At 42.5% G+C, this 23,165-nt stretch carries 21 protein-coding genes; 13 read left to right on the top strand and 8 right to left on the bottom strand.

Going from position 1 to position 23,165, the window contains the following annotated elements; translation table 11 throughout:
• Position 1: 1 nt before the first annotated feature.
• The 5 genes from ligA to gatB all read left to right on the top strand — a co-directional run bounded on the left by ligA (position 2) and on the right by gatB (position 6,484).
• A complete protein-coding gene (ligA, locus tag HNR41_RS10520) occupies positions 2-1,972 on the top strand; it encodes an NAD-dependent DNA ligase LigA (protein ID WP_184284460.1) in 1,971 nt (656 codons plus the stop codon).
• A 3-nt stretch (positions 1,973-1,975) separates the two neighbouring features.
• A complete protein-coding gene (locus HNR41_RS10515; RefSeq protein WP_184284458.1) occupies positions 1,976-3,184 on the top strand; it encodes a CamS family sex pheromone protein in 1,209 nt (402 codons plus the stop codon).
• Between the two features lie 71 nt (positions 3,185-3,255).
• On the top strand, positions 3,256-3,558 hold the full coding sequence (gene gatC / locus HNR41_RS10510) for an Asp-tRNA(Asn)/Glu-tRNA(Gln) amidotransferase subunit GatC (RefSeq protein WP_184284456.1): 303 nt from the start codon (positions 3,256-3,258) through the stop codon (positions 3,556-3,558).
• Between the two features lie 15 nt (positions 3,559-3,573).
• Positions 3,574-5,052 carry an Asp-tRNA(Asn)/Glu-tRNA(Gln) amidotransferase subunit GatA gene (gene gatA / locus HNR41_RS10505; RefSeq protein ID WP_184284454.1) on the top strand — a complete coding sequence of 493 codons (1,479 nt, stop codon included), beginning with the start codon at positions 3,574-3,576 and terminating at the stop codon, positions 5,050-5,052.
• Position 5,053: 1 nt separating this feature from the next.
• A complete protein-coding gene (gatB, locus tag HNR41_RS10500) occupies positions 5,054-6,484 on the top strand; it encodes an Asp-tRNA(Asn)/Glu-tRNA(Gln) amidotransferase subunit GatB (protein WP_184284452.1) in 1,431 nt (476 codons plus the stop codon).
• 324 nt (positions 6,485-6,808) lie between these two features.
• Here the strand turns inward: gatB and HNR41_RS10495 are convergent, their stop codons facing one another.
• Positions 6,809-7,564, bottom strand: a complete 756-nt coding sequence (locus HNR41_RS10495) for a hypothetical protein (RefSeq protein ID WP_184284450.1) — start codon at positions 7,562-7,564, stop codon at positions 6,809-6,811.
• Between the two features lie 120 nt (positions 7,565-7,684).
• On the opposite strand from HNR41_RS10495, the gene HNR41_RS10490 reads away from it, so the two are divergent.
• The 5 genes from HNR41_RS10490 (at position 7,685) to HNR41_RS10470 (ending at position 13,235) form a co-directional block, all read left to right on the top strand.
• A complete protein-coding gene (locus tag HNR41_RS10490; protein ID WP_184284448.1) occupies positions 7,685-8,191 on the top strand; it encodes a GrpB family protein in 507 nt (168 codons plus the stop codon).
• Positions 8,192-8,214: 23 nt separating this feature from the next.
• Entirely contained in the window at positions 8,215-9,162 is a 948-nt protein-coding gene (locus HNR41_RS10485) for a diacylglycerol kinase (RefSeq protein WP_184284446.1), read from the top strand.
• Between the two features lie 23 nt (positions 9,163-9,185).
• On the top strand, positions 9,186-10,961 hold the full coding sequence (locus tag HNR41_RS10480; RefSeq protein ID WP_184284444.1) for a 5'-nucleotidase C-terminal domain-containing protein: 1,776 nt from the start codon (positions 9,186-9,188) through the stop codon (positions 10,959-10,961).
• Between the two features lie 25 nt (positions 10,962-10,986).
• A complete protein-coding gene (gene rlmD, locus HNR41_RS10475) occupies positions 10,987-12,348 on the top strand; it encodes a 23S rRNA (uracil(1939)-C(5))-methyltransferase RlmD (protein WP_184284442.1) in 1,362 nt (453 codons plus the stop codon).
• Between the two features lie 101 nt (positions 12,349-12,449).
• Positions 12,450-13,235: an IclR family transcriptional regulator domain-containing protein gene (locus HNR41_RS10470; RefSeq protein ID WP_184284440.1), complete on the top strand. Its 786-nt coding sequence runs from the start codon at positions 12,450-12,452 to the stop codon at positions 13,233-13,235.
• 58 nt (positions 13,236-13,293) lie between these two features.
• Here the strand turns inward: HNR41_RS10470 and HNR41_RS10465 are convergent, their stop codons facing one another.
• The 7 genes from HNR41_RS10465 to HNR41_RS10435 all read right to left on the bottom strand — a co-directional run bounded on the left by HNR41_RS10465 (position 13,294) and on the right by HNR41_RS10435 (position 19,201).
• Entirely contained in the window at positions 13,294-14,496 is a 1,203-nt protein-coding gene (locus tag HNR41_RS10465) for an acetyl-CoA C-acyltransferase (RefSeq protein WP_184284438.1), read from the bottom strand.
• Positions 14,493-15,143: a 3-oxoacid CoA-transferase subunit B gene (locus tag HNR41_RS10460; RefSeq protein WP_184284436.1), complete on the bottom strand. Its 651-nt coding sequence runs from the start codon at positions 15,141-15,143 to the stop codon at positions 14,493-14,495. Before HNR41_RS10460 ends, HNR41_RS10465 begins: the two co-directional genes overlap by 4 nt.
• Entirely contained in the window at positions 15,140-15,826 is a 687-nt protein-coding gene (locus HNR41_RS10455) for a CoA transferase subunit A (RefSeq protein ID WP_184284434.1), read from the bottom strand. Before HNR41_RS10455 ends, HNR41_RS10460 begins: the two co-directional genes overlap by 4 nt.
• Positions 15,827-15,831: 5 nt before the next feature.
• Entirely contained in the window at positions 15,832-16,668 is an 837-nt protein-coding gene (locus HNR41_RS10450) for an alpha/beta fold hydrolase (RefSeq protein WP_184284432.1), read from the bottom strand.
• A 10-nt stretch (positions 16,669-16,678) separates the two neighbouring features.
• Complete coding sequence (locus HNR41_RS10445) at positions 16,679-17,146, bottom strand: DUF3237 domain-containing protein (protein WP_184284430.1); 468 nt, start codon at positions 17,144-17,146, stop codon at positions 16,679-16,681.
• A 63-nt stretch (positions 17,147-17,209) separates the two neighbouring features.
• Complete coding sequence (locus tag HNR41_RS10440; RefSeq protein ID WP_229715002.1) at positions 17,210-18,007, bottom strand: dioxygenase family protein; 798 nt, start codon at positions 18,005-18,007, stop codon at positions 17,210-17,212.
• An 81-nt stretch (positions 18,008-18,088) separates the two neighbouring features.
• Positions 18,089-19,201 (bottom strand): muconate/chloromuconate family cycloisomerase, encoded by a 1,113-nt coding sequence (locus tag HNR41_RS10435; protein WP_184284428.1) that lies wholly within the window; start codon positions 19,199-19,201, stop codon positions 18,089-18,091.
• A gap of 218 nt (positions 19,202-19,419) precedes the next feature.
• Between HNR41_RS10435 and HNR41_RS10430 the strand changes: the two genes are divergently transcribed.
• From HNR41_RS10430 to HNR41_RS10420, 3 genes are all read left to right on the top strand, one after another.
• Complete coding sequence (locus HNR41_RS10430) at positions 19,420-20,247, top strand: exodeoxyribonuclease III (protein WP_184284427.1); 828 nt, start codon at positions 19,420-19,422, stop codon at positions 20,245-20,247.
• Positions 20,248-20,374: 127 nt separating this feature from the next.
• On the top strand, positions 20,375-21,592 hold the full coding sequence (locus HNR41_RS10425) for a DUF819 family protein (RefSeq protein WP_184284425.1): 1,218 nt from the start codon (positions 20,375-20,377) through the stop codon (positions 21,590-21,592).
• Positions 21,593-21,756: 164 nt separating this feature from the next.
• A complete protein-coding gene (locus HNR41_RS10420) occupies positions 21,757-23,154 on the top strand; it encodes a DHA2 family efflux MFS transporter permease subunit (protein WP_184284423.1) in 1,398 nt (465 codons plus the stop codon).
• The last annotated feature ends 11 nt before the right edge of the window (positions 23,155-23,165 follow it).

The following is a 23,165-nucleotide window of genomic DNA, read 5'->3' as shown; positions in this document are numbered from 1 at the left end:
AATGAAAGAAAGAATTCATGAATTACAACAATTGCTGACACGCTACAATTATGAATATCATGTGGAGGATAATCCGTCGATTCCGGATCCGGAATACGATAAACTGCTCCGTGAACTGATCGGGCTTGAAGCAGAATACCCGGAATATAAAACAGATACGTCACCGACAGTAAGAGTCGGCGGTGAGATTCTGAGCGGCTTTGAGAAAGTTGCGCACAGCTCGCCGATGCTGAGTCTCGGCAACGCGTTCAACGAAGCAGATTTAAGAGCGTTTGATCAGCGTGTCAGACAGAATGCCGGCGATGTTACATATATGTGTGAACTGAAAATTGACGGGCTGGCAGTATCACTGACTTATGAAAACGGACTGTTTACACGCGGAGCAACGCGCGGTGACGGAACTGTCGGTGAGAACATTACGGAAAACTTAAGAACGATTCATGCGATTCCGCTGACTGTAGATTCGGATTTAACATTTGAAGTGCGCGGTGAAGCGTATATGCCGAAACGCTCATTTATCAATCTGAATGAAATCAGGGCAAAAGAAGGACAGCAGGAATTTCAGAATCCGCGTAATGCAGCAGCGGGATCATTAAGACAGCTTGATCCGAAACTTGCAGCAGCACGCAATTTATCGGTATTTCTGTACAGTGTGACTTCACCAGAAGCGCTGAACGCAGAAAGCCAGAGCGGAGCGCTCGATAAGCTCGATGAGATGGGCTTTAAAACGAATAAAGAACGCAGGCTGATGACGAGCATCGATGAAGTAATTGAGTATATTGATTACTGGACGACACACCGCTCGGAGCTTGCTTATGAAATAGACGGTATTGTCATTAAAGTAAACGACTTGTCGACACAGGAAGAGCTCGGCTACACGGTGAAATCACCACGCTGGGCAATTGCTTATAAATTCCCGGCAGAAGAAGTTGTGACGGAAATACTCGATATCGAGCTGACAGTGGGCCGTACAGGAGTAATTACGCCGACGGCACTGCTGGAACCTGTAAAAGTAGCGGGAACAACAGTTGGACGAGCATCACTTCATAATCACGAACTGATTGAAGAACGGGATATCCGTATTGGAGATAAAGTCGTAATACGAAAAGCAGGAGATATTATTCCTGAAGTAGTTAAATCGTTAAAAGAAGAACGTACAGATCAGGAAGTATATAAGGCCCCGACAACATGTCCGTCATGCGGACACGATACGGTGCATCTGGAAGATGAAGTGGCAATCCGCTGCATTAATCCGTCATGTCCGGCACAGCTGACAGAAGGAATTATTCACTTCGTGTCACGCGGTGCAATGAATATCGACGGTTTAGGGGAGAAAGTTGTGCGTCAGCTGTTTGATGCTGAACTGATTACGGATGCTTCTGATTTATATAAATTGCAGTACGATGATTTAATTGAGCTTGAACGAATGGGCGATAAAAAAGTCACAAATCTGCTGACAGCTATCGAAGCATCGAAAGAAATGCCGTTAAGTAAATTACTATTCGGTCTCGGTATCCGTTTCCTCGGAGCAAAAGCGTCGGGACTGATTGCAGAAGAATACGGTTCGATGACAGAAGTATTAAAAGCGGCGAAAGAACAGCTGATTGAAATACCTGAGATCGGCGATAAGATTGCAGACTCAATCGTCACTTACACGAATAACGATGATTTTATCGAGCTGGTTAATAAGCTTGAAGCAGCAGGACTGAATATGACAGAAGAAAAAGAAGAACTGTCAGGTACAGTATTCTCCGGCATGACGTTTGTGTTAACCGGCAAACTGGTTGAAATGACACGCGGTGATGCGAAAAAGAGTATCGAGTCATACGGCGGGAAAGTAACAGGCAGCGTTTCTAAAAATACAGATGTTGTCGTTGCCGGGGAAGATGCCGGCAGCAAGCTTGAAAAAGCGAACTCACTTGGCATAACAGTATGGAATGAAAGAGAATTTATTGAGAAATTGGGGCAATGAGTTATGAAGTTTAAATCGATATTACTCACAGGTGCAACCTTGCTGCTCTTGGCAGCCTGCGACGGTGCCAATGAAGCGGAAATCAGTGAACAGATGGGTGACTCAACTCTCGAAAACGAAGTGTCGAACGTTCAGGTGAAAGAGCAGGACGAAACGCTGACGTCGAGCAGTGAAGAGTTTTACCGTTCTGTCGTGCCTTACGAACTGTCACCGGCCCGCGGGTTGTCGAGTGCCAATTTAGTATCCTCATATAACGTGGAAGAGTTTGAAAAAGGACTGTTCTCAATCAGCCAGAGCATCTTCCCGACGAATGAATATGTCTTCCGTGAAGGACAGATTATTTCTGAAGAAATGATCAGAGGCTACTTGAGCCGCCAGTACACAAGCGAAGAACTCGAGAATATGGATGAATCCGAACTGCTTGGTTCGGATGCGTTCAGCAACCTCGGACTGAACCCGTCGACAAACGGTGAAACAGATCCGGAAGTGATTGCGGAAGAAGCACCGCTTTATCTTTCTCACATTCTTGAACAGAACTATTTGAAAGAAGACGGGGAAGGCAACCTGTCATTTGACGGGATTACAATCGGTCTTGCGATGAACAGCATTCACTACTATCAGACTGAACAGTACGGTCAGACACAGGAACATGCGCTGGATTTGGAAACGGTTGAGGAAAAAGGCGAGGAGATGGCTGCTGAGATTCTAACGAGAATCCGCGCCAATGATCAGTACGTCGATAAAGAAATCGTCTTTGCGATTTTTATCCAGTCGGGTGATACGGATATTGTTCCCGGGAATTTTGTATCCCAGGCAGTTGTAGCACCGGGTGAGAACACGATTGAATCGTTCTCCGATATCGATGTTCAGAACATTCTGCTGCCGTCGAACGAAGCGGCGGAAATTTCCCAGGAAGCCAACAGCGAGTATCAGAATTTCAACAGGGATTTATCGTCTTACTTTGACAGCTTTACAACATCTGTCGGCAGAGGGAAGTTCAGAGACGGCACGCTTGATTCGCTGACAGTGGAAATTCCGATTGAGTATAACAGCCGCGGTGAAATGATCGGGATGTCCCAGTTCGTCAGAGACCTCGTTAACGAGCATTTTACAGCTACGGATGTAGAAGTTGAAATCAAAGATAAGTCGCAGGTCTACAGTGTAATTACACGTAAAGGCGAAGGCCAGGCCAATCTTTATATATTTGAATAGGTAAGCACATGGAAATGTGCCCCGGTTTTTGGTAAACTTTAAATGTTGTATTTATAGAAGGAGGGTCATTCATGGAAGAACTTGATTTAAAGAAAATTCAGCGTGTGGCTGAGTTATCTAAGATAGAAATTAAAGATGAAGAAGAACTTAGAAATTTATCGACAAAAATTAAAAGTATTGTTGCGCACTCGGAGCGCTTGAATGACTTGGATTTATCGGGAGTGGAACCGATGACGCATGCGGTGCAGCTGCAGCAGGAAACAGCAGACTCACTGCGTAAAGATGAAGCGGGCGAACCTGTATCACAGGAAGACGCGCTGAAAAATACAGAGTTCACAGAAGATGGACAATTCAAAGTACCTAGAATGATATAAGGAGGGTTAACAATCGTGAATATAAATGAATTAACAGTAGAAGAACTATACAGTAAAATTCACAGTAAAGAGATTAAACCTTCTGAAGTAGCAGGTGCTCTTTTTGACAGAATCGAAAAATACGACGGCAACATTAAGTCGTTTATCACTTTAACTAAAGAACAGGCGCTGGAAACTGCAGCGGAACTTGACCGTCTTCAGGAAGAAGATAAGATGGAAGGTTCACTGTTCGGTATTCCTGTTGGAATTAAAGATAACATCGTAACCAAAGATATTTTAACAACGTGCGCAAGCCGCATGCTTGAAAACTTTAAGCCGGTATATGACGCAACAGTCATGACAAAGCTTAAAGACCAGAACTCAGTTCTTATGGGTAAATTAAACATGGACGAGTTTGCGATGGGTTCAACATCGGAAACTTCTTACTTCCAGACAACTAAAAACCCGTGGAACCTTGAGTGTTCACCGGGTGGATCATCAGGCGGCTCGGCTGCGGCAGTAGCAGCAGGATTTGTTCCTTATGCACTTGGTACTGATACAGGCGGTTCAGTAAGACAGCCGGCTTCATTCTGCGGTATCGTGGGTATGAAACCGACATATGGCCGTGTATCACGTTTCGGACTTGTAGCATTCGCATCATCACTTGATCAGATTGGACCGTTGACTCGTACTGTACGGGACAACGCCAAAGTACTTGAAATGATTTCAGGTGAAGACAGCAAGAATGATATGACAAGTGCAAGAAATCAGGATACAGACTTCATGAGCGGCATCGAAAAGGATATCAAAGGTATGAAACTTGCTCTGCCTAAAGAATTCCTTGGCGACGACGTTGATGACTCTGTAACTGAAGCGGTATTAAAAGCTAAAGAGCGTTTTGAATCTTTAGGAGCGATTGTTGAAGAAGTGGAAATGCCAAACCTTCAGTATGTAGTAAGTTCTTACTACTTAATCGCTTCAAGTGAAGCAAGTGCAAACCTTGCACGCTTTGACGGAATCCGTTACGGTTACCGTTCTGAAAATGCAAAAACACTTGAAGAATTATATACAAAATCACGCGGTGAAGGATTCGGTGATGAAGTGAAACGCCGTATTTTACTTGGGACTTACGTATTAAGTGCCGGTCACTACGATGATTATTATGTAAAAGCACAAAAACTCCGCCGTTTAGTGTCTGACGACGTTCAAAGAATCTTAGCGGATTATGATTTAATTATCGGGCCGACTACGACAACGCCGGCACACAAATACGACGAAGTTAAAATCGAAGGTACTAAGGAATATAAGAATGATATCTTAACAATTCCTGCAAACCTTGTGGGTGTTCCTTCACTAAGCATTCCCTGCGGAATCACTGAAGACAACAGACCAATCGGCATGCAGCTGATCGGTAACCACTTCGAAGAGCGTAAAATTTACAATGCAGCGTATCAGTTTGAAACAGTATACAACCTGCATGAAGAACTTAAAAATCTAACGATGGGGGCGGAGTAAGATGCATTTTGAAACGGTTATCGGACTTGAAGTTCACGTTGAATTAAAAACAAACTCAAAAATATTTTCCAATGCCCCTCTGCATTACGGACACGAACCGAACACGAACCTTTCTGTAGTTGAGCTAGGTTACCCGGGAACACTGCCGGTTCTTAACGAAACTGCAGTAGAGTACGGCATGAAAGCAGCAATGGCATTAAACATGCAGATTGCTACAGATACTAAATTTGACAGAAAGAACTATTACTATCCGGATAACCCGAAAGCATATCAGATTTCACAATTTGATAAACCAATCGGGGAACACGGTTCACTTGATATCGAAATCGACGGCAAGAAGAAAACAATCGGTATTACACGTCTTCACCTTGAAGAAGATGCCGGTAAATCAACTCATAAAGACGACTACTCATTAGTCGATTTAAACCGTCAGGGAACGGCATTGGTGGAAATCGTATCTGAGCCGGATATCCGTACACCTGAAGAGGCGTACAAGTATCTTGAAAAAATCAAATCGATTATTCAGTACACAGGCGTATCTGATGTAAAAATGGAAGAAGGATCACTCAGATGTGATGCGAACATTTCAATCAGACCTGTCGGTCAGGAAAAATTCGGTACCAAGACTGAACTTAAAAACTTAAACTCATTTAACTTTGTAAGAAAAGGACTTGAGCATGAAGTTAAACGTCAGGAGCAGGTATTACTCTCCGGCGGCGTAATCGAACAGGAAACACGACGCTATGATGAAAAAACCGGTGAAACTGTATTAATGCGTATTAAAGAAGGCGCGGACGACTACCGTTACTTCCCGGAGCCGGATTTAATGCACCTTCACATCGATGACGAGTGGAAAGAGCGCGTACGCGCGAGCATTCCTACACTGCCGGACGAACTTCGCGAGAAGTACATCAACGAATATGATCTTCCGGTATACGATGCAGAAATTCTGACAATGAGAAAAGAAATGTCCGACTTCTTCAGTGAAATGGTCGAGTCTCATAAAGCAGGCCCTAAACTGGCTTCAAACTGGTTAATGGGTAACGTAAATGAATACCTGAACAAAAACAACACTGAGCTGGAAGATACAGGATTAACTGCCGAGAATCTGACAGGCATGATTAATATTATCGAAGACGGTACAATTTCAAGCAAACAGGCGAAGAAAGTATTCTCTGTACTGATTGAAAAAGGCGGCACAGCAAAACAGGTTGCCAAAGAACTTGGTATGGAGCAGATATCAGACCCTGCAGTACTTACAGGCATGGTTACTGAAGTACTTGATGCCAACGAACAGTCAGTAGAAGACTACAAAAATGGTAAAGACCGTGCTATCGGTTTCCTGGTCGGTCAAATTATGAAGAAATCAAAAGGTCAGGCTAACCCTAAAATGGTTAACCAGATTCTTCTTGAAGAAATTAACAAGAGATAAAATTAAAAAGCACCTGCATTCCTTTTTGGAAATGCGGGTGCTTTTTTGTGTTGGATTTTTTCGTTGGATGTCGTGGTTTTTGGAACGACGACGTTTACTGTGTGCTGGATGTCGTGGTTTTTGGGACGACGACGTTTATCGTGTGCTGGATGTCGTGGTTTATGGAACGACGACGTTTATCGTGTGCTGGAAGTCGTGGTTTTTGAAACGACGACGTTTATCGTGTGCTGGAAGTCGTGGTTTTTGAAACGACGATGTTTAACAAACTACATAAACCCAAACAAAGAAGGAACCGGGACAATATCCCGGTTCCTTCTAAACTATTTACTGAAATAAATAACTGGTAATACTGCTGATCATTTCATCTTCGAGTACCGGATTCAGCTTCTCGTTATCATAATCGTACGGAGTCTCTGTTAAAGCGTCCTGATTATCGATATAGAAATAATCGTTTTCTTCAAAGTATAGAGCGTCTTCTTCCAATTCAGCTGCAAGATTTTCGTGTTCATGTGCATTCGGATTGCCAAGCAGGATAACTGTTTTATCTGCATTGTAAAGTTCCATGTACGCATCTGTTAAGTTGCCTATGTTTCTGCGCGGCAGAACTTCGTCGTTATAGTCTGCGATCTGCAGTGCGTCCATAATGACAACGTCGCTGTTATCATTAACAGTCAGTTCGTTCATGTCTGTAGTGTTAGCCGGCAGTGCGATTTGGTTAAACTGAACTGTGTCCGAGCCGGCCTGCTGGTTAAGGCGTTCGGCAAAGTCCTCGCTGTAGTGGGCCGGGAGCAGTACATCAACAATGAGTTGTTCATTATTGCTCACACGCTGGTCGTATTTTTCCTGAACAGCTGTTTCATTAAATGCTAAACCATTTGTATTATCAGCTGATTCTTCCTGTGCGCTGTCTTCTTGTGCTGTGTCGTCTGATTTCTGCTGTCCGTCTTCTGCAACTTCAGTGTCATCATTGGAAGTATTTTCAGCGGCTTGATCCGTGAAAACCGGTCCGGTGTGCATGAAGTTGAAATATATTCCGGCAGCAAACAGTAAAAATAGTATAATCACTAGAGCTTTTTTCATGGTATCTCCTCAAATAATAATATCCCAAAGGGTTACATATGATATAATGTTGGCAACATAATACTTTAAATATTATTATACATGAATTGCGTAAGTAAGACATTATTTTAGGATGATTGTATGAGTGTAAATCAGTTTAATATCAATATTAAAGAAAAATATATAGCACAGGCTTTCGAGATTTTAAATTTTTTTAAATCAATAATTATTGAAGTGCATCATATCGGCTCATCAAAGCTTGCCAGGATACCATACAGCTGCGATATGGACATTCTTTTTATCGTTAAATCATATGATGATGTGCGCAATCTTGCAGATATTTTAATTGCGGAAGGATACGCGCAGATTAATCATTTTTCCGATTATTTCAAGGATGATATGGTGATGAGAAAAGTTGTCGACGGACAGATTATAAACATGATATTTATGAGCAGTGCGAGCTATAAAAAGCACGATATATTAGCCTGCACGGAACATCTTGTCGAAAACAGGGAGTACTTCAGCGATTTTAAAAATTTAAAACAGGCACTGCTTAAAAATGAAGTGACCAAATCCGAATACGATGAACGTAAATATCGTCTCTTTCAAATGATTAAAGGTGAAGGAGATTATTTGACGAGCGTATAATTTCTTATACAGAGGAGTTATTTATGAAAACAGCGAGAATAATTTACAATCCCACCGCCGGTAAAGAAGGTTTTCAGGAAAAACTGCCTGCGGTGCTGACGCGTTTTGAAGATGCAGGATACATTACGAGTACGCATGCAACAACAGGACCGGAAGATGCAATTTATGCTGCACGTTTTGCATGTGAGCAGGGTTTTGATTTAGTTGTCGCTTCAGGCGGGGACGGTACAGTTAATGAAGTAATTAACGGTCTCGCAGAATACGATGAACGTCCCGAACTTGGAGTTATTCCGATGGGTACGGTCAATGATTTTACACGTGCACTTAAAATACCCAATGATATTGACGAAGCGGTCAGTATTATTTTAAATGGTAAAACCGGCAGAGTGGATCTCGGCAGCATGAACGGTAAATATTTTATGAATATTGCCGGAGGCGGTAAAATTACCGAAGTATCTTATGAAGCACCGAGCAAGCTGAAAGCAATGATCGGCTCTCTCGCATATTACGTTAAAGGTATCGAACTGATTCCCCAGATGCGGAGCATCAATCTGCGTATTGAACATGATGATGAATTGTTTGAAGGAGAAGTGATGATATTCCTTCTCGGACTGACAAATTCCATCGGCGGCTTTGAGAAGCTGGTGCCGAATGCGAAGCTGAATGACGGATATTTTTCTCTTCTTATACTTGAACATGTCAATCTGGCGGAGTTCGGTCATATACTGTCACTCGCAACACGCGGAGATCATTTAAAACATCCTAAAGTTCATTATTATAAAGCGCAGGATGTCAGAATTACTGCTTTTGATGAAGTTCAGCTGAACTTAGACGGCGAGTTTGGCGGCGTACTGCCTGCCCACTTCAAAAATTTAAAACAATTTTTGAAAATAAGAGTGTCTGATGAGTTTTACGATGAGCTGTACAGTGAAGAGAAGGGATCTGCACTTCCCGGCGAAAAAGAGCAGTAGTCCTTTTAATATCAACTTATGAGGTGAATACATTGAAACTGACAGTATTTGCAACAACAGATATCCACGGCGCAGTTTATACGTACAACTACTTTGATAATGAACCGAAAGACAATGCATTATTAAAGTTTAAAACATATATTGATAAGTATAAAGCGATGAGAAACGATGAAGCGGTAATTACCGCAGATAACGGGGATCTGCTGCAGGGCGATGTCTGGAGCGAGTACGACAGTGTCAATGCGCATGAAGCACTTGTTCCCCGGATTATTAATGAGATGTATGATGTTATTGGAATAGGCAACCATGAGTTTAATTTTGGTCTGCCTTTTTTAAATGAATTTTATAATCAGGTTACTGTACCGATTGTAAATTCCAATATTGATTTCATGGATGATCCGTTGCAAGGCATCGTAAAAGATACTTATATTCATGAAATTAATACAGCCGAAGACACTGTTAAAGTCGGATTTCTGAGTGTTGTACCGACACAGATTTTAAAGTGGGATAAATTCCATCTTGAGGGCAGGGTCGAAGTACATCCGATGACCGAAGCGGTGAAGAAAACGACAGCACAGCTGAAAGCTGACGGTGCAGATATTGTTATTCTGCTGGCGCACACAGGTATGAGTAATGCAGATGCCGATTTATCGCAGTTTGGCGAGAACCAGGCAGTGTTAATGGCGATGATGGAAGGTATAGACGGAATTGTCTTCGGACACACTCACGACGTGTTCCCGAATGACAATCTGCTTATCGAAGACGACCGCATTGATATCGGTAAAGGAACTTTTAATAATATACCGATGGTGCAGCCGGGAGTATCTGCAAGTCATCTCGGAGCACTTAATTTTGAACTGGAATACAGCGGTGGATTATGGCAGGTCAGAGAGGCATCGAGCAGATTAATCAGTGCAGAAGACATTGTCCTGAAAGATGATGAACTGGCTGATTATAAGCAGGATCATGAGAAGGTGCTGGAATATTTAAATATACCGATCGGCAAAACAGATTATCCTCTGAACACGTACTTTACAAGAGTAATACCGTCACGCGGTGTGCAGTTTGTTTCTGAAGCGACGGTATGGTTTGCTAAAGAAAGAGCGGAGCTGGAAGAGAGCGATATTCCGATTATCGGTTTTAACTCTGCAGTCAAAGTAGGACGTGACGGTCCGCAGGATTATACTGCGATACCTGCAGGCGGGATGACCATTGCAGACAGTATCGATATTTATAAACATGCGAACACGCTGCTGATTATTAAAATCACAGGTAAAGTGCTGAAAGAATGGCTCGAATGGGCTGCGTCTTCGTTTAATGAATACAGCGGTGAGGAAATACTGCAGCCGAATAATTCACGATACGGCTTCCCGGGTTACAATTTCGATACTTTTTTCGATCTTGACTATACGTTTGATTTAACGAAACCGGCGCGCTATGAAAGTTCGGCACATCAGATAAATGACTCGGAACGAGTAATAAAAATGTCGTACAAAGGTAAATCCATCAAGTATACTGATGAGTTTATCGTACCGGCAAATAACTATAAAGTCGCATATGCACCATTTTTAAGAGGTGCAGAAATATTATATGAATCGGACATTTCGGTAAGGGATATTGTGACCGAATATATAAAGAGCGGGGAGACTTTCGGGTATCGTAATCCAATGACGATTATTCCCAGCGGAACATACAAGTTTACGACGGCAACAGCAGCCGCTGAATATACAGACGGCCTGCCGGTTGAGTATTTTAAAGACTGCGGCGACGGGTTTAGTATATTCACAGTAAAGCTGTAAAATTAATCAGGTAAGAGGTTTTAAAATGAAGGCAATAACTAAAAACAATAATTATGAAGCAGTCGTTGAAGATTATAGCCATGAAGGCATGGGGATAGTTAAGGTCGACGGTTACCCGGTATTTCTGCCGGACGTACTGAAAGGTGAATCAGTAGAATTTAAAGCGGTCAAAGTAAACAGCAGATATGCTTTCGGCAGAGTTTTAAAAGTACTTGAAGAATCGCCGAACCGTCAGACACCGCCGTGTGAATATTACTTCCAGTGCGGCGGCTGCCAGATTCAGGTAATGAACGATGCCGAGCAGGCATCATTTAAGCGTCAGGTCGTTGGGCAGAATATTAATCAGCAGGCGAGATTGAATCTTCATATTAATGATACGGTAACAGGTAATCCATTGTACTACCGCAATAAATCACAGATTCCTGTTCAGAAAGTTGACGGCCAGGTTGTCATGGGATTCTATAAACCCCGTTCACACGATATCGTTAATATCGAACACTGTTATATTCAAAAACATGTTCACAACGATATTATGATGTTTATAAAAGATAAACTGATTGAAGAAGATACATCGATCTACGATGAAAAATCACATGAAGGACTGCTGAGACATCTTGTTATCCGCTCAAACAGCGATGACAGTGAAGTGCAGGTTGTCTTTATTACAAATGGCAAGCGTAATGAATTCCTGTCGATTGTGAAGGCGTTAAAGGAGAAATACCCTAATGTGAAGAGTATCGTGCAGAACATCAACGACGAGAAGACGAATGTGATTTTCGGCAGACGTTCAATCGTCCTTCTTGGACATGATTACATTACTGATACGGTACTTGGAAAATCATTTAAAATACGCGACCGTTCATTTTATCAGGTGAACCATGAACAGACTGAAAAGCTTTACCAGATCGGACTCGATATGGCAGATCTGAACGGTAATGAAACAATCATCGATACGTATTCCGGCATCGGTTCAATCGGTCTGACAGCATCTGACCGCGTGAGTAAAATCATCGGTATTGAAGTTGTTGAAAGTGCAGTTGAAGATGCAAAGGAAAATGCGAAGCTGAACGGAATCGACAATGCTGACTATTATTTGGGCAAAGCGGAAGAAGTTATGCCTAAACTGGTTAAAGAGGGTATCAGTGCGGATGTAGTATTCGTCGATCCTCCGAGAAAAGGATGTCATACTGAATTTCTTGATGCACTTATAGAAGTTGCACCGAAGAAAATTGTATATATTTCATGTAATCCTAGCACGCTGCAGAGAGATATGAAGTATCTCGACAGACACGGTTTTAAAGCGAAGGAAGTTACACCGGTGGATCTGTTCCCGCAGACGAAACATATTGAAGCGGTAACAGTGCTTGAAAACACAAATACATTATAAAATACGACCGGACAAATGAAGATTTGGCCGGTATTTTTATACAGTAATGTTATAATATTAGTACAAGAATTTACTATTCGTACAGACGGGAGGGAAATATTATGTCTAATGAAGATATTAAAAATTCTCCAGACCACTTACAGACGCTGGAAAAAGGGTTGAAAGTGATTGAAGCTTTTAACGGCAAAGATCATTTAACAATTTCAGAAACGTCCAGACTGGTTGAAATATCGAGACCGACAGCACGCCGGGTACTGATTACGCTGGTAAACCTCGGCTATGCACAGATGCTGGATAACAGGTTCTATTTAACACCTAAAGTACTGTCACTGGGTTATTCGTATATGACGGCGCGTGACAGCTGGGAGATTACGACAACGCTGCTGCGTGAATTATCGAAAGTTACCAATGAATCGAGTTCACTGGCAAAACTTGTCGGTGAAGAAATTGTTTATATCGGACGTGTACCTGCAAACAAGATTATGAAAATCTCTCTGAATATCGGAACGCATCTGCCGGCTTACGCGACTTCGATGGGGAAAGTGCTTCTCTCGTATAAGAGTGAGGAAGAGCTGAATAAATATTTCGAAACAGCAGAGTTAAAACCTTTAACTGTGCATACGGTTTACAAAGAAGAAGAACTGCGTGCGGAGTTAAAAGAAATCCGCAAACAGGGTTATTCAATAAGTGAAGATCAGCTGGAACTTGGACTTATGTCGGCAGCTGCACCAATACGCAATATGCGCGGAGATGTCATCGCTGCGATTAACTGTTCGACGAACTCGTCCCAGACTACCCGTGCGGAAGTTGAAGAGAACTATCTCGGACCGCTGCTGGAAGCGGCAGAACAAATCAGCAGAAATACAGAAATAGAGCTGCCGTTTTAAGGAGCATTAACAATATAAAAGACTGACATTAAGGACTGTCAGTCTTTTTGTGTTCAATTTATTCTACATTGTCCACCATCAGTGAAATACCCTGGCCGACGCCGATACACATTGTAGCAAGTCCTGTTTGTGTACCTCTTCGTTTCATTTCATAAATAAGGTCTGTCAGAATACGTGCACCGCTGGCACCGAGCGGGTGACCGAAGCTGATTGCACCGCCGTTGACGTTAACGATATCAGAATCAAGTCCAAGCTGGTTCATACACTCGATTGACTGTGAAGCGAATGCTTCGTTTAATTCCACAAGTCCGATATCTTCGATTGTACGGCCTGTTTTTTCAAGCAGTTTCTTCGTTGAATTAATCGGTCCAAGTCCCATTACTGCCGGTTCTACACCTGCAGTCGCAGAGAATGTATATTTAACTAAAGGCTTAAGTCCAAGCTCATCAGCTTTTTCTCTCGTCATCATAAGAAGGGCACTGGCACCGTCGTTTACACCTGAAGCATTTCCGGCAGTGATTGTACCGTCAGGGAAAATCGGTTTCAATGTTCCAAGCTTCCCGAGAGTTGTTTCAGGTCTCGGATGTTCATCCTTATCAACGATTGTCTTGTTACCTTTACGATCTGTAATCGTTACAGGAACCATCTGTGCTTTGAACTTGTCCGACTCTACCGCAGCTTTGGCACGCTGCTGGCTCTGAAATGCAAATTCATCCTGGGCTTCACGTGAAATATTAAAGCGCTGTGCTACGTTTTCTGCTGTCCGGGGCATAGAGTCAATGCCGTGGTCTTCTTCGATTTTCCTGTTCGGGAATCTCCAGCCGATAGTCGTATCGACAAGTTCCATGTTTCCGCGCGGGAATTCTTTTTCGGGTTTTAACATAACGAAAGGCGCGCGTGACATACTTTCAGTGCCGCCCGCAATCGCAATGTCGATTTCGCCTGTTAAGATTGAGCGGGCGGCCATGGATACAGAGTCCAGGCTCGAACCGCACAGACGGTTGATTGTCGTACCGCCGACACTTTCCGGCAGGTCAGCTAAAAGTGCAGACATACGTGCAACGTTTCTGTTCTCTTCTCCTGCACCGTTGGCATTACCGAATATCACTTCATCAATCTGATTTACGTCGAGATTCGGGTTGCGTTCCGTGAGTGCTTTAATTACAATCGCACCGAGATCATCGGGACGCACTGATTTAAGTGCGCCTTTATAACGTCCGATTGGTGTTCTGACTGCATCTACAATTACTACTTCTGTCATGATTTGACACTCCTATTCAATGCATCTGAAACAACATAATCCGCTTCAGTTTTTTCAGCGATTTCTTCAAGTGTTGCATCCCCCATTAACTCAATCAGCTCGAATTTATCGTCTTTACGTTCGAAAACAGCGAGCTCTGTAATAATCATGTCAATTTTTCGGGTTGATGTAACAGGGTATGTACATTCCTTAAGGAACTTAGGTGATCCGTCTTTTGCTGTATGATTCGTCGTAATAATGACTTTCTTCGCTCCAACGAGAAGATCCATCGCGCCCCCGACTCCGATAATGTCTTTGCCGGGAATTGCCCAGTTGGCAACCCGGCCTGTTTCATCCACCTGCAGAACACCGAGAATCGCAACATCCACGTGACCGCCGCGAATCATTGCGAATGAATCTGCACTGTGGAAATAGCTTGCACCGGTTGCTTCTCCGACAGGCTGCTTTCCTGCGTTAACGATATTTGGATCTATATCTTCTTCTGATATTGAAGTCACGCCAAGCAGGCCGTTTTCAGTATGCAGGTAGTATTTTTCTTTATCGAGATAATTGGCAACGAGAGTAGGGATACCGATGCCGAGGTTAATAACCGAATGTTCATCCAGTTCCTGTGCAGCACGTTCTGCTATCATATTTTTTATACTCATTTCTGAACGACTCCTTCCTTCGTAAGAATTTGTTCAGCAAGTACAATCTTATCTACATATATATGCTGTGTTGCGATTTCTTCGGGATTTAATTCTCCGGCTTCAACGATTTCATCGACTTCTGCGACTACATATTTACCTGCGGTTGCCATCATCGGGTTAAAGTTTCTTGCTGTTTTGTAATATACGAGGTTGCCGAGCTTATCCGCTTTATGTGCACGGACAATCGATACATCCGCCTTAAGTGCCTTTTCAAGCACGTACTCTTCACCGTCAATTTCTTTTGTTTCTTTGCCTTTGGCAAGATCAGTTCCGACACTTGTTTTAGTGTAGAAGCCGCCGATGCCGGCACCGCCTGCGCGAATAGCTTCGCCGAGCGTGCCCTGGGGCAGCAGCTGAAGTTCAAGTTTGCCTGCGTTGTACCATTTCGCAACTTCACGGTTACTTGTGAAGTATGAGCCGACTGCTTTTTTCAGTTTGCCCTGGTCGAGCAGTATACCTAATCCTTTGCCGGCTTCACCAACGTTGTTGCTGATAACTGTAAGTTCTTTAACATCGAGTGTTGTCAGTTCATCAATCAGGCTTAATGGTGCGCCGATAAGTCCGAATCCGCCAACCATCAGTGTGTCGCCATTTTTTACTGGCTCGAGAGCCGATTTTATATCTGTGATTTTAGATACCAAAACACTCACTCCATTTCTAAAAAATTATTGATTTCCCTGTTTAACCCGGGATTATTGTTAAATACAATCTCGTAGTGGTTAAGTGCATAATCCGATGATTTTATATCTTTAACTGTATCGGACATGAGGTCATAACCGTCTTTTGAAAACAGTGGTGTATTATCTTTAATCGGACCGGTACAAATAATGAGGAGCACCGGAACATTTACCCCTTCATAGATCTTCGAATGAGGGTAATCATAAAAACTTTCAAAGTCCTGTTTAGTCAGTGTATAGTCTGATTTTGGCTTAATATCTCCATTAACCTCATGAATCTCATGACTGATGACCCGGTCCATAACAGCTGACCATTCAACGCCAAGTGCACCGTATGACTGCTTCATCATATCGAGATAATCTTCAGCAGAATTAAATGTTTTCTCCAGTCTGCCGAGTGAAGGAATAACGAGGCTGCTCGTATTTTCATTGGCAATACCGCCGCCGTCCAGCAGAACAACTTTTTGGATTTTATCTGACTGGCCGGCGGCATTGAGAGCGATATATCCGCCCATGGAATAACCTGCAAGAATAAACTTCTCATAATCAAGAATATCAATCATCTGAAGAAGATCTTCAGTATGCTGATGTATATTTGCCGGATCTGTCTGCATAGTACTGTCACCGCGTCCGCTGAGGTCGTAGCTCAGAGTATCGTAACTGTTTTTGAAATATTCCTGGAAGTGATGCATCTGCAAATAATTACCCGTCAGGCCGTGAATGAATATTATTAATATGTCATTAGTTCCATCACCGGTTTTATTTACATTAATCGTTTTGTTTTTAGTTTGAATGCGCTCTGTCATGCTTATCCTCCTAGTCGACTGTATAGATAGAGTAGCTTACACCTTCAGGCATTCTGATACCGTTTGAAATGAAAATTCTGTTGTTCATCCAGTGGTATTTCCCGCTTGCTGTTTCAAAGACCGGATTAGTTCTGAAGTAGTATTCTTCGGGATTAACGTCTTCGCCTTTATCCAGACGTGCAAGTACTGAAGGATCTCCGGTACGAATACCGCGGTAGCTCATCAGAATAAGTTCTTTATCGTCTGTTTCAAGAGTAATACGGACATCCTGAATGATTGTGCCGTCTTCGCGTACTGTAATCCAGTCGTCTCCGCCCGGAAGTACTGTTGCGTTAAAGTGTTCACCTTCGAATTTACCGCCTGTCACCTGGATGATGCGGCGGGTTCCGATTGGTGTTTTACCCGGAAGGTAAGGTTTTGCGACGCTCAATTCCATATGGCCGAGCAGACTCAGTTTCGGTTCCGGTAATTCTCTCATTTATAATTCCTCCTGATTAAGTTACAGAATTTAAAAAGGGCATGTTACCATGCCCGGTTGTTATTACAGTTTACGCATTACAAATTCAAGTGAAGCTTCTTTGTAATCACCTTTATCGATTAACTTAGTAATCAATTCATCACGTACACCTTCAGCTACGTCAGTTTCCATCCATTCGTCACCTTCGAAGAATACTTGAGTAATAAGTGTTTCGTGACCTTCAGCTTTGAACATGATGTGTTCGTGAGCAGGGCGCATAGGGTGCTGTTCCATATAGCCGAGGAATTCACCAGTCGGACCCTGATCCGGAATAGAATAAGGAATAGCCTGGACTGTTTTCAGAGTGAACTGTCCGTTCTCATCAGTTTTGAAACGCCCGCGTAAGTTGAAGTCCGGAGCATCAGAGTCGAAGTTAGAGTACTTCGCAGAGTTATCATTCTGCCAGTAGTCAACTTCAGCACCTGCAAGAACTTCGCCGTCAGTATTTTTAACTGTACCTGAGAAGTAAAGTACTTCACCAGGTTCGTTTTCACGTTTAGGAAGATCGATGATTCCATTTTCGTCAGCTTCTACAAAAGGAGCATTTTCAACATAATATGGCCCAAGCAGTGAAGGCTGTGTTCCTGGAAGTTTAGTGTACATTGCCTGTAACACGTGAGTTTCTAAAAATACGTCAGCATAAAGTGGAAGTTCTCCTGATTTACCGAGACGGTCTGCCCAGTTTACAAAGTTAGTGTACTCTTCGTGATTAAGTTTCGCTTCTTCAAGGAATTCCTGCATGTGTTTAATGAAAAGGTCAAAAACTTCTCCAACGCGTTCGTTTTTAGTAGTAGGCAGGTGGTTAGTCATTTCGAGTGTCATAATTATTAATCCCCTTTAGTTTTATTTATTTTATATAAGCAATTCACTGAGCAGCAGTGAATTAGGTATTACCATTTTGTACTATCGTTTGTAGTATTCTAATTTTTCATAGTCCAGTGTGACTCCAAATCCGATGTCATCGGAGATTTGTATTTCAAAATCTTTAACTTCGATATTCTCTAAGGTCAGCTTATCCTTATATAGAAGCGGGCCGAATATTTCCGTACCGAATTTGAATTCCGGAATAGTGGAGTAAACGCTTGCTGCGACTGCGTTGCCGATTGTGGATTCGATCATAGTACCGCCGTAAAGTCCAAATCCTGCTGCTTCTGCAATACCTGCAATTTTTTTAGTTTCCAGAATGCCTCCGTGTTTAGCGGGTTTTAATGCAATAGCATCTCCGGCTCTTGCTTTAATAATTCTGTAAGTATCATGGAGTGAAGTAGCAGCTTCGTCTGCAAGAATTGAGACATCAAAGCGTTCTGTCAGTCTCGACATTCCTTCATAATTCCATGCCGGAAGCGGCTGTTCAATCATTGAAACACCCATTTCCTCAAGTGCTTTAATTTGTTTTAAAGCAGTATACTCATCCCACGCCTGGTTAATATCAACAGTAATTCTTGATTCATCACCAACGGCTTTAATGATTTTTCCGACATGTTTGACGTTGGCGTCAGGATCTCCGCTGCCGATCTTCAGCTTGAAAATGTTATGACGTTTTTGATGAAGCATTTCTTTGGCTTCTTCAATATCCCTCGCTGTATCTCCGCTAGCGAGTGTCCATGCGAGTGGCAGTGAGTTGTGAATTTTTCCGCCGAAAAGTTCATAGGCAGGAAATTCACGCTGTTTTGCTGCGAGATCAATCAATGCTGTTTCAATCAGACTTTTCGCGAAGTAGTTACCTCTCACGGATTTTGAAATATTATTCATTATCCTATTGAAGGAAATCGGATCTTGTCCAATCAGATGAGGGGTGATGTACTGATCGATATTCGCTTTAATCGCTTCTACAGTACTTTCACCGTAAGAAGCGCCTCCAATTGTAGCGACTTCAGATACCCCTGTTATGCCACTTTCATCTTTGATTATGCCGATGACGATCGCCTGCGATGTAATTGTCGTCATCGACAGTTTATGCGGGCGAACGACAGGCAGGTCGCATATAAAAATATCTACTGAAGAAATATTACTCATTATCAACCCTCCTTGTACTTATATCGTACACCTATATGATATTCGAACACATGTTCATTATATAGAATGAATGAAAGCGTTGTCAATAAGTTTTCGGAAAATTAAATAAAAATAAATACTAAGCCTTTTGTGAAGCCACCGTAACGGTATGGTTTTGATGGAGAAATAATTGAACAATATATATAATTACAGAATGCTATTAATTAGGAGGAAGTATTTTGAAGTTTATTTCATGGAACATCGATTCGCTGAACGCTGCGCTGACGAGTGAGTCGGCGAGAGCATTATTATCCCGGGATGTATTAACAACAATACGGTCACACAGCCCTGAAGTGATTGCTATTCAGGAAACCAAACTGTCGGCAGCGGGACCGACTAAAAAGCATACGGAAATACTGAAAGAAGCATTTCCAGGCTATGAAGCTGTCTGGCGTAGCTCGGTAGAACCTGCACGTAAAGGTTATGCTGGTACTATGTTTTTATATAAAGAAGAATTACAGCCGGAAGTCACTTATCCATCGATTGGCTCACCGGGGACCATGGACAGTGAAGGACGTATGATTACTCTGGAGTTCGATGATTTTTATATTACTCAAGTCTATACACCTAATGCAGGAAGTGAATTAAAACGACTGAAAGAGCGTCAAATATGGGATCAGAGATATGCGGATTATTTAGCGGAACTGGACGGAAAGAAAGCGGTCTTCGCAGCAGGCGACTTTAATGTAGCCCATAAGGAAATCGATTTGGCAAATCCAAAAGGCAACCGCCGTTCTGCAGGGTTTACAGATGAAGAACGACAGGGCTTCACCAATCTTTTAAGCAGAGGGTTTACAGACACTTTCCGTCATATACACGGTGAGGTGACAGGTGTTTACTCATGGTGGGCACAGCGTGCAAAAACAAGCAAAATTAATAATTCAGGCTGGAGAATTGATTACTGGCTTGTAAGCAGCCGGATAGCAGAAAACGTGGTTAAGTCAGAGATGATCGATTCCGGGACGAGACAGGATCACACACCGGTCCTTCTTGAAGTGAATTTATAAATTAACAAACCTGTACATTTAGTTTGCCAAAGCTGATGTACAGGTTTTTAAATCTTTTAATAATTATCTGTCAATTCTTTTTCCCATGAAGTAAAATTGTGATAACTAGACAGAAGGGGGAACAATTATGGGAGAAGCTACGAGTCTTATACACCCCGAGAACTATTGGGTGTTGTGGGCAATTTTAATTGGCTGGGCGGCAGTTGCGATCATTCTGGAACAGAAATACAGCTGGGCGTCTAAGCTGTCGGGTGCGATTATTGCACTTGCCGGTGCGATGCTGTTAAGCAACACAGGAGTGATTCCGCTGGAATCGCCGGTTTACGATACGGTGTGGACTTATGTCGTACCGCTGGCTATTCCGCTGCTGTTGTTTCAGTCGAATATCGTTAAAGTATGGCAGGAGAGTAAGCGTCTGTTACTCATCTTCTTAATTAGTACAGTCGGGACAATTTCCGGTACGATTGCAGCATTCTTTATTTTAAGAGAGTTTATTCCGCAGCTGAATTACATCGGTGCGATGCTGAGTGCATCATATACCGGAGGCGGGGTTAACTTTGCTGCGATGGCAACGCGTTTTGATGTGCCGCAGGACACTGTATCTGCAACTGTGGTAGCAGATAACCTTTTAATGGTATTGTACTTCTTCGTACTCATTACAATACCTGCGTTAAATTTCTTCCGCAGCAAGTTCGGTACACCTCATATGGACGAACTCGAAAAAAATGGCGGCAGTGATAACCAGGCTTCGGAGTATTGGAAAGGGAAAGAAATTTCACTGCAGGATATCGCCAAAGCAATCGGTACAGCGTTTGTTATTGTTGCGGTATCATTCAGTTTGGCAGGATTCTTTTCAAACCTGATTCCGGAAAACAGCAACGTACTGTTATCAATATTACGAGGTATTATCGGTGATGATTATCTGATGCTGACGACACTGACATTATTGTCAGTTGCAATGTTTCCCAAATACTTCGAAAGTATTTCAGGTTCACAGGAATTCGGGACATTCTTTATCTATATATTCTTTGTGGTTATCGGTGTACCGGCATCAATTCCGATGATTCTGCAAAATGCGCCGTTAATATTAGTATTCGCAGCAATCATTGTGTTTATTAATATGGTGATCTCATTTGGCTTCGGACGTCTGTTCAAATTTAATCTGGAAGAAATTATTCTGGCATCAAATGCGAATATCGGCGGACCGACTACAGCTGCAGCGATGGCAATTTCACGCGGCTGGACGAAGCTTGTAGGACCGATTTTAATTATCGGGACACTCGGCTATATTATCGGAAACTACATCGGAACATCGCTCGGACTGTGGTTTACTTCATTAATGTAATTATTTATGCAGAACCTTCTGATGAAGGTTCTTTTTTTTATTAAATAAAACTGGAGTATTTTAAAGGAAATCTGCTATGATTTAATATGACTGCAGTAACCGGGAGGTGTACTGCCGGGTAATGATTATGCGGGAAAATATTTGTAAATAGAAAGAAGAATGTAATGGAAGCTTTAATAAATACTAAATATACGAAATTAATGGCGTTTGCATTAATGCTTGGAGCATTCGTCGGACTCTTCGGAGAAACTGCCCTGAATATGGCACTGACGGATGTAATGAGTGAATACGAAATTACTGCATCAACTGCGCAGTGGCTGACAACGGGATATCTGCTGACGATGGCAGTTTTAATACCGGTATCGGCATTTTTAATTAAATGGTTTTCAACGAGACAGCTGGTTACTGCTTCTTTGTCGATATCAGGAATCGGTGCGGTACTCGCTGCATTATCTCCGAATTTTGAACTGCTGCTTTTAGGCAGAATTGTGCAGGCACTTGGTACGGGAATCATCCTACCGCTGATGCTGAGTGTGCTGATGGTCATTTTCCCCGTACATAAACGCGGAATGGTTATGGGACTGATGGGACTTGTTATTACAGCAGCTCCGGCAATCGGACCGACAGCTTCCGGTGTAATTATTACAACTGTCGGATGGACTTATATTTTCTGGATCAGTGCGGCGTTATATATTCTGCTGCTGATTTATTCATTAATAGTAGTGGAAAACGTATCGTCAGTAACAAAACCGAAAATGGATTATCTGTCAGTTGTGTACTCATCAATTGGTTTTGGAGGACTTGTTTACGGTTTAAGCATGTATGCCGATAATGCGTTCACATCAATGACTGTCTGGCTGCCGCTTCTTATCGGAATTATTGCACTTATATTATTTGCACGCAGACAGACAGTACTTGAAACACCGCTTATTAACCTGGCAATCTTTAAATTTCCGATGTTTACAATTGGAACGCTGCTGATGTTTATCAGTCTGTTTATTATTTTATCGACGGCGATTTTAATGCCGCTCTATTTAAAAGGCGCATTGTTTTATACTGCAGCTGCTGCAGGACTGATATTGCTGCCGGGAAATACACTTAATTTTATAATGTCTCCGGTTGTAGGGGCTCTGTACAATAAAATTGGACCGAAGTTTTTCATCGTTACAGGGTTTGGTTTAATTACCGCTGCGAATATCGGATTTTTAATTGTCCTCGGAGACTCAACGCCTGTATGGCAGGTCATTGTACTATTTATGATTATGTTCATCGGACTGCCGATGACAACTATGCCGTCCCAGACAAATGCAATGAACCAGCTGCCGCATCAGCTGTACGCGGACGGCTCGGCTGCGATGAATACGCTGACTCAGGTCGGCGGGGCACTGGGTACTGCGATTGCGATTACACTCTTCACGATAGGGCAGAGTGCTGCTGATAAAAGTGCTGAATTCGGAATTGCTGCAGGTACGCATTTCGCATTTTACTTTATAACAGGGATTGCTCTGATCGGATTAATTGCATCATTATTTGTTTATGACAGTACAATTAAAAAAAACTGAGGCATCGGCCT

Origin of the sequence: Jeotgalicoccus coquinae (assembly GCF_014207425.1) — a bacterium.
Lineage (GTDB): Bacteria > Bacillota > Bacilli > Staphylococcales > Salinicoccaceae > Jeotgalicoccus > Jeotgalicoccus coquinae.
The sequence above is the reverse complement of the archived record's forward strand: the minus strand, read 5'-3'. Positions and strand labels throughout refer to the sequence as shown.

Excerpts from the sequence above, each read along its gene's own strand:
- HNR41_RS10440 (WP_229715002.1), bottom strand. The coding sequence starts at position 18,007 with ATGACACTCGAAATGACTAACCACCTGCCTACTACTAAAAACGAACGC.
- HNR41_RS10515 (WP_184284458.1), top strand. The coding sequence starts at position 1,976 with ATGAAGTTTAAATCGATATTACTCACAGGTGCAACCTTGCTGCTCTTG.
- gatC (WP_184284456.1), top strand. The coding sequence starts at position 3,256 with ATGGAAGAACTTGATTTAAAGAAAATTCAGCGTGTGGCTGAGTTATCT.
- HNR41_RS10470 (WP_184284440.1), top strand. The coding sequence starts at position 12,450 with ATGTCTAATGAAGATATTAAAAATTCTCCAGACCACTTACAGACGCTG.
- rlmD (WP_184284442.1), top strand. The coding sequence starts at position 10,987 with ATGAAGGCAATAACTAAAAACAATAATTATGAAGCAGTCGTTGAAGAT.
- HNR41_RS10495 (WP_184284450.1), bottom strand. The coding sequence starts at position 7,564 with ATGAAAAAAGCTCTAGTGATTATACTATTTTTACTGTTTGCTGCCGGA.
- gatB (WP_184284452.1), top strand. The coding sequence starts at position 5,054 with ATGCATTTTGAAACGGTTATCGGACTTGAAGTTCACGTTGAATTAAAA.
- HNR41_RS10425 (WP_184284425.1), top strand. The coding sequence starts at position 20,375 with ATGGGAGAAGCTACGAGTCTTATACACCCCGAGAACTATTGGGTGTTG.
- ligA (WP_184284460.1), top strand. The coding sequence starts at position 2 with ATGAAAGAAAGAATTCATGAATTACAACAATTGCTGACACGCTACAAT.
- HNR41_RS10450 (WP_184284432.1), bottom strand. The coding sequence starts at position 16,668 with ATGACAGAGCGCATTCAAACTAAAAACAAAACGATTAATGTAAATAAA.
- HNR41_RS10435 (WP_184284428.1), bottom strand. The coding sequence starts at position 19,201 with ATGAGTAATATTTCTTCAGTAGATATTTTTATATGCGACCTGCCTGTC.
- HNR41_RS10420 (WP_184284423.1), top strand. The coding sequence starts at position 21,757 with ATGGAAGCTTTAATAAATACTAAATATACGAAATTAATGGCGTTTGCA.
- HNR41_RS10465 (WP_184284438.1), bottom strand. The coding sequence starts at position 14,496 with ATGACAGAAGTAGTAATTGTAGATGCAGTCAGAACACCAATCGGACGT.
- HNR41_RS10490 (WP_184284448.1), top strand. The coding sequence starts at position 7,685 with ATGAGTGTAAATCAGTTTAATATCAATATTAAAGAAAAATATATAGCA.
- HNR41_RS10460 (WP_184284436.1), bottom strand. The coding sequence starts at position 15,143 with ATGAGTATAAAAAATATGATAGCAGAACGTGCTGCACAGGAACTGGAT.
- HNR41_RS10445 (WP_184284430.1), bottom strand. The coding sequence starts at position 17,146 with ATGAGAGAATTACCGGAACCGAAACTGAGTCTGCTCGGCCATATGGAA.
- HNR41_RS10485 (WP_184284446.1), top strand. The coding sequence starts at position 8,215 with ATGAAAACAGCGAGAATAATTTACAATCCCACCGCCGGTAAAGAAGGT.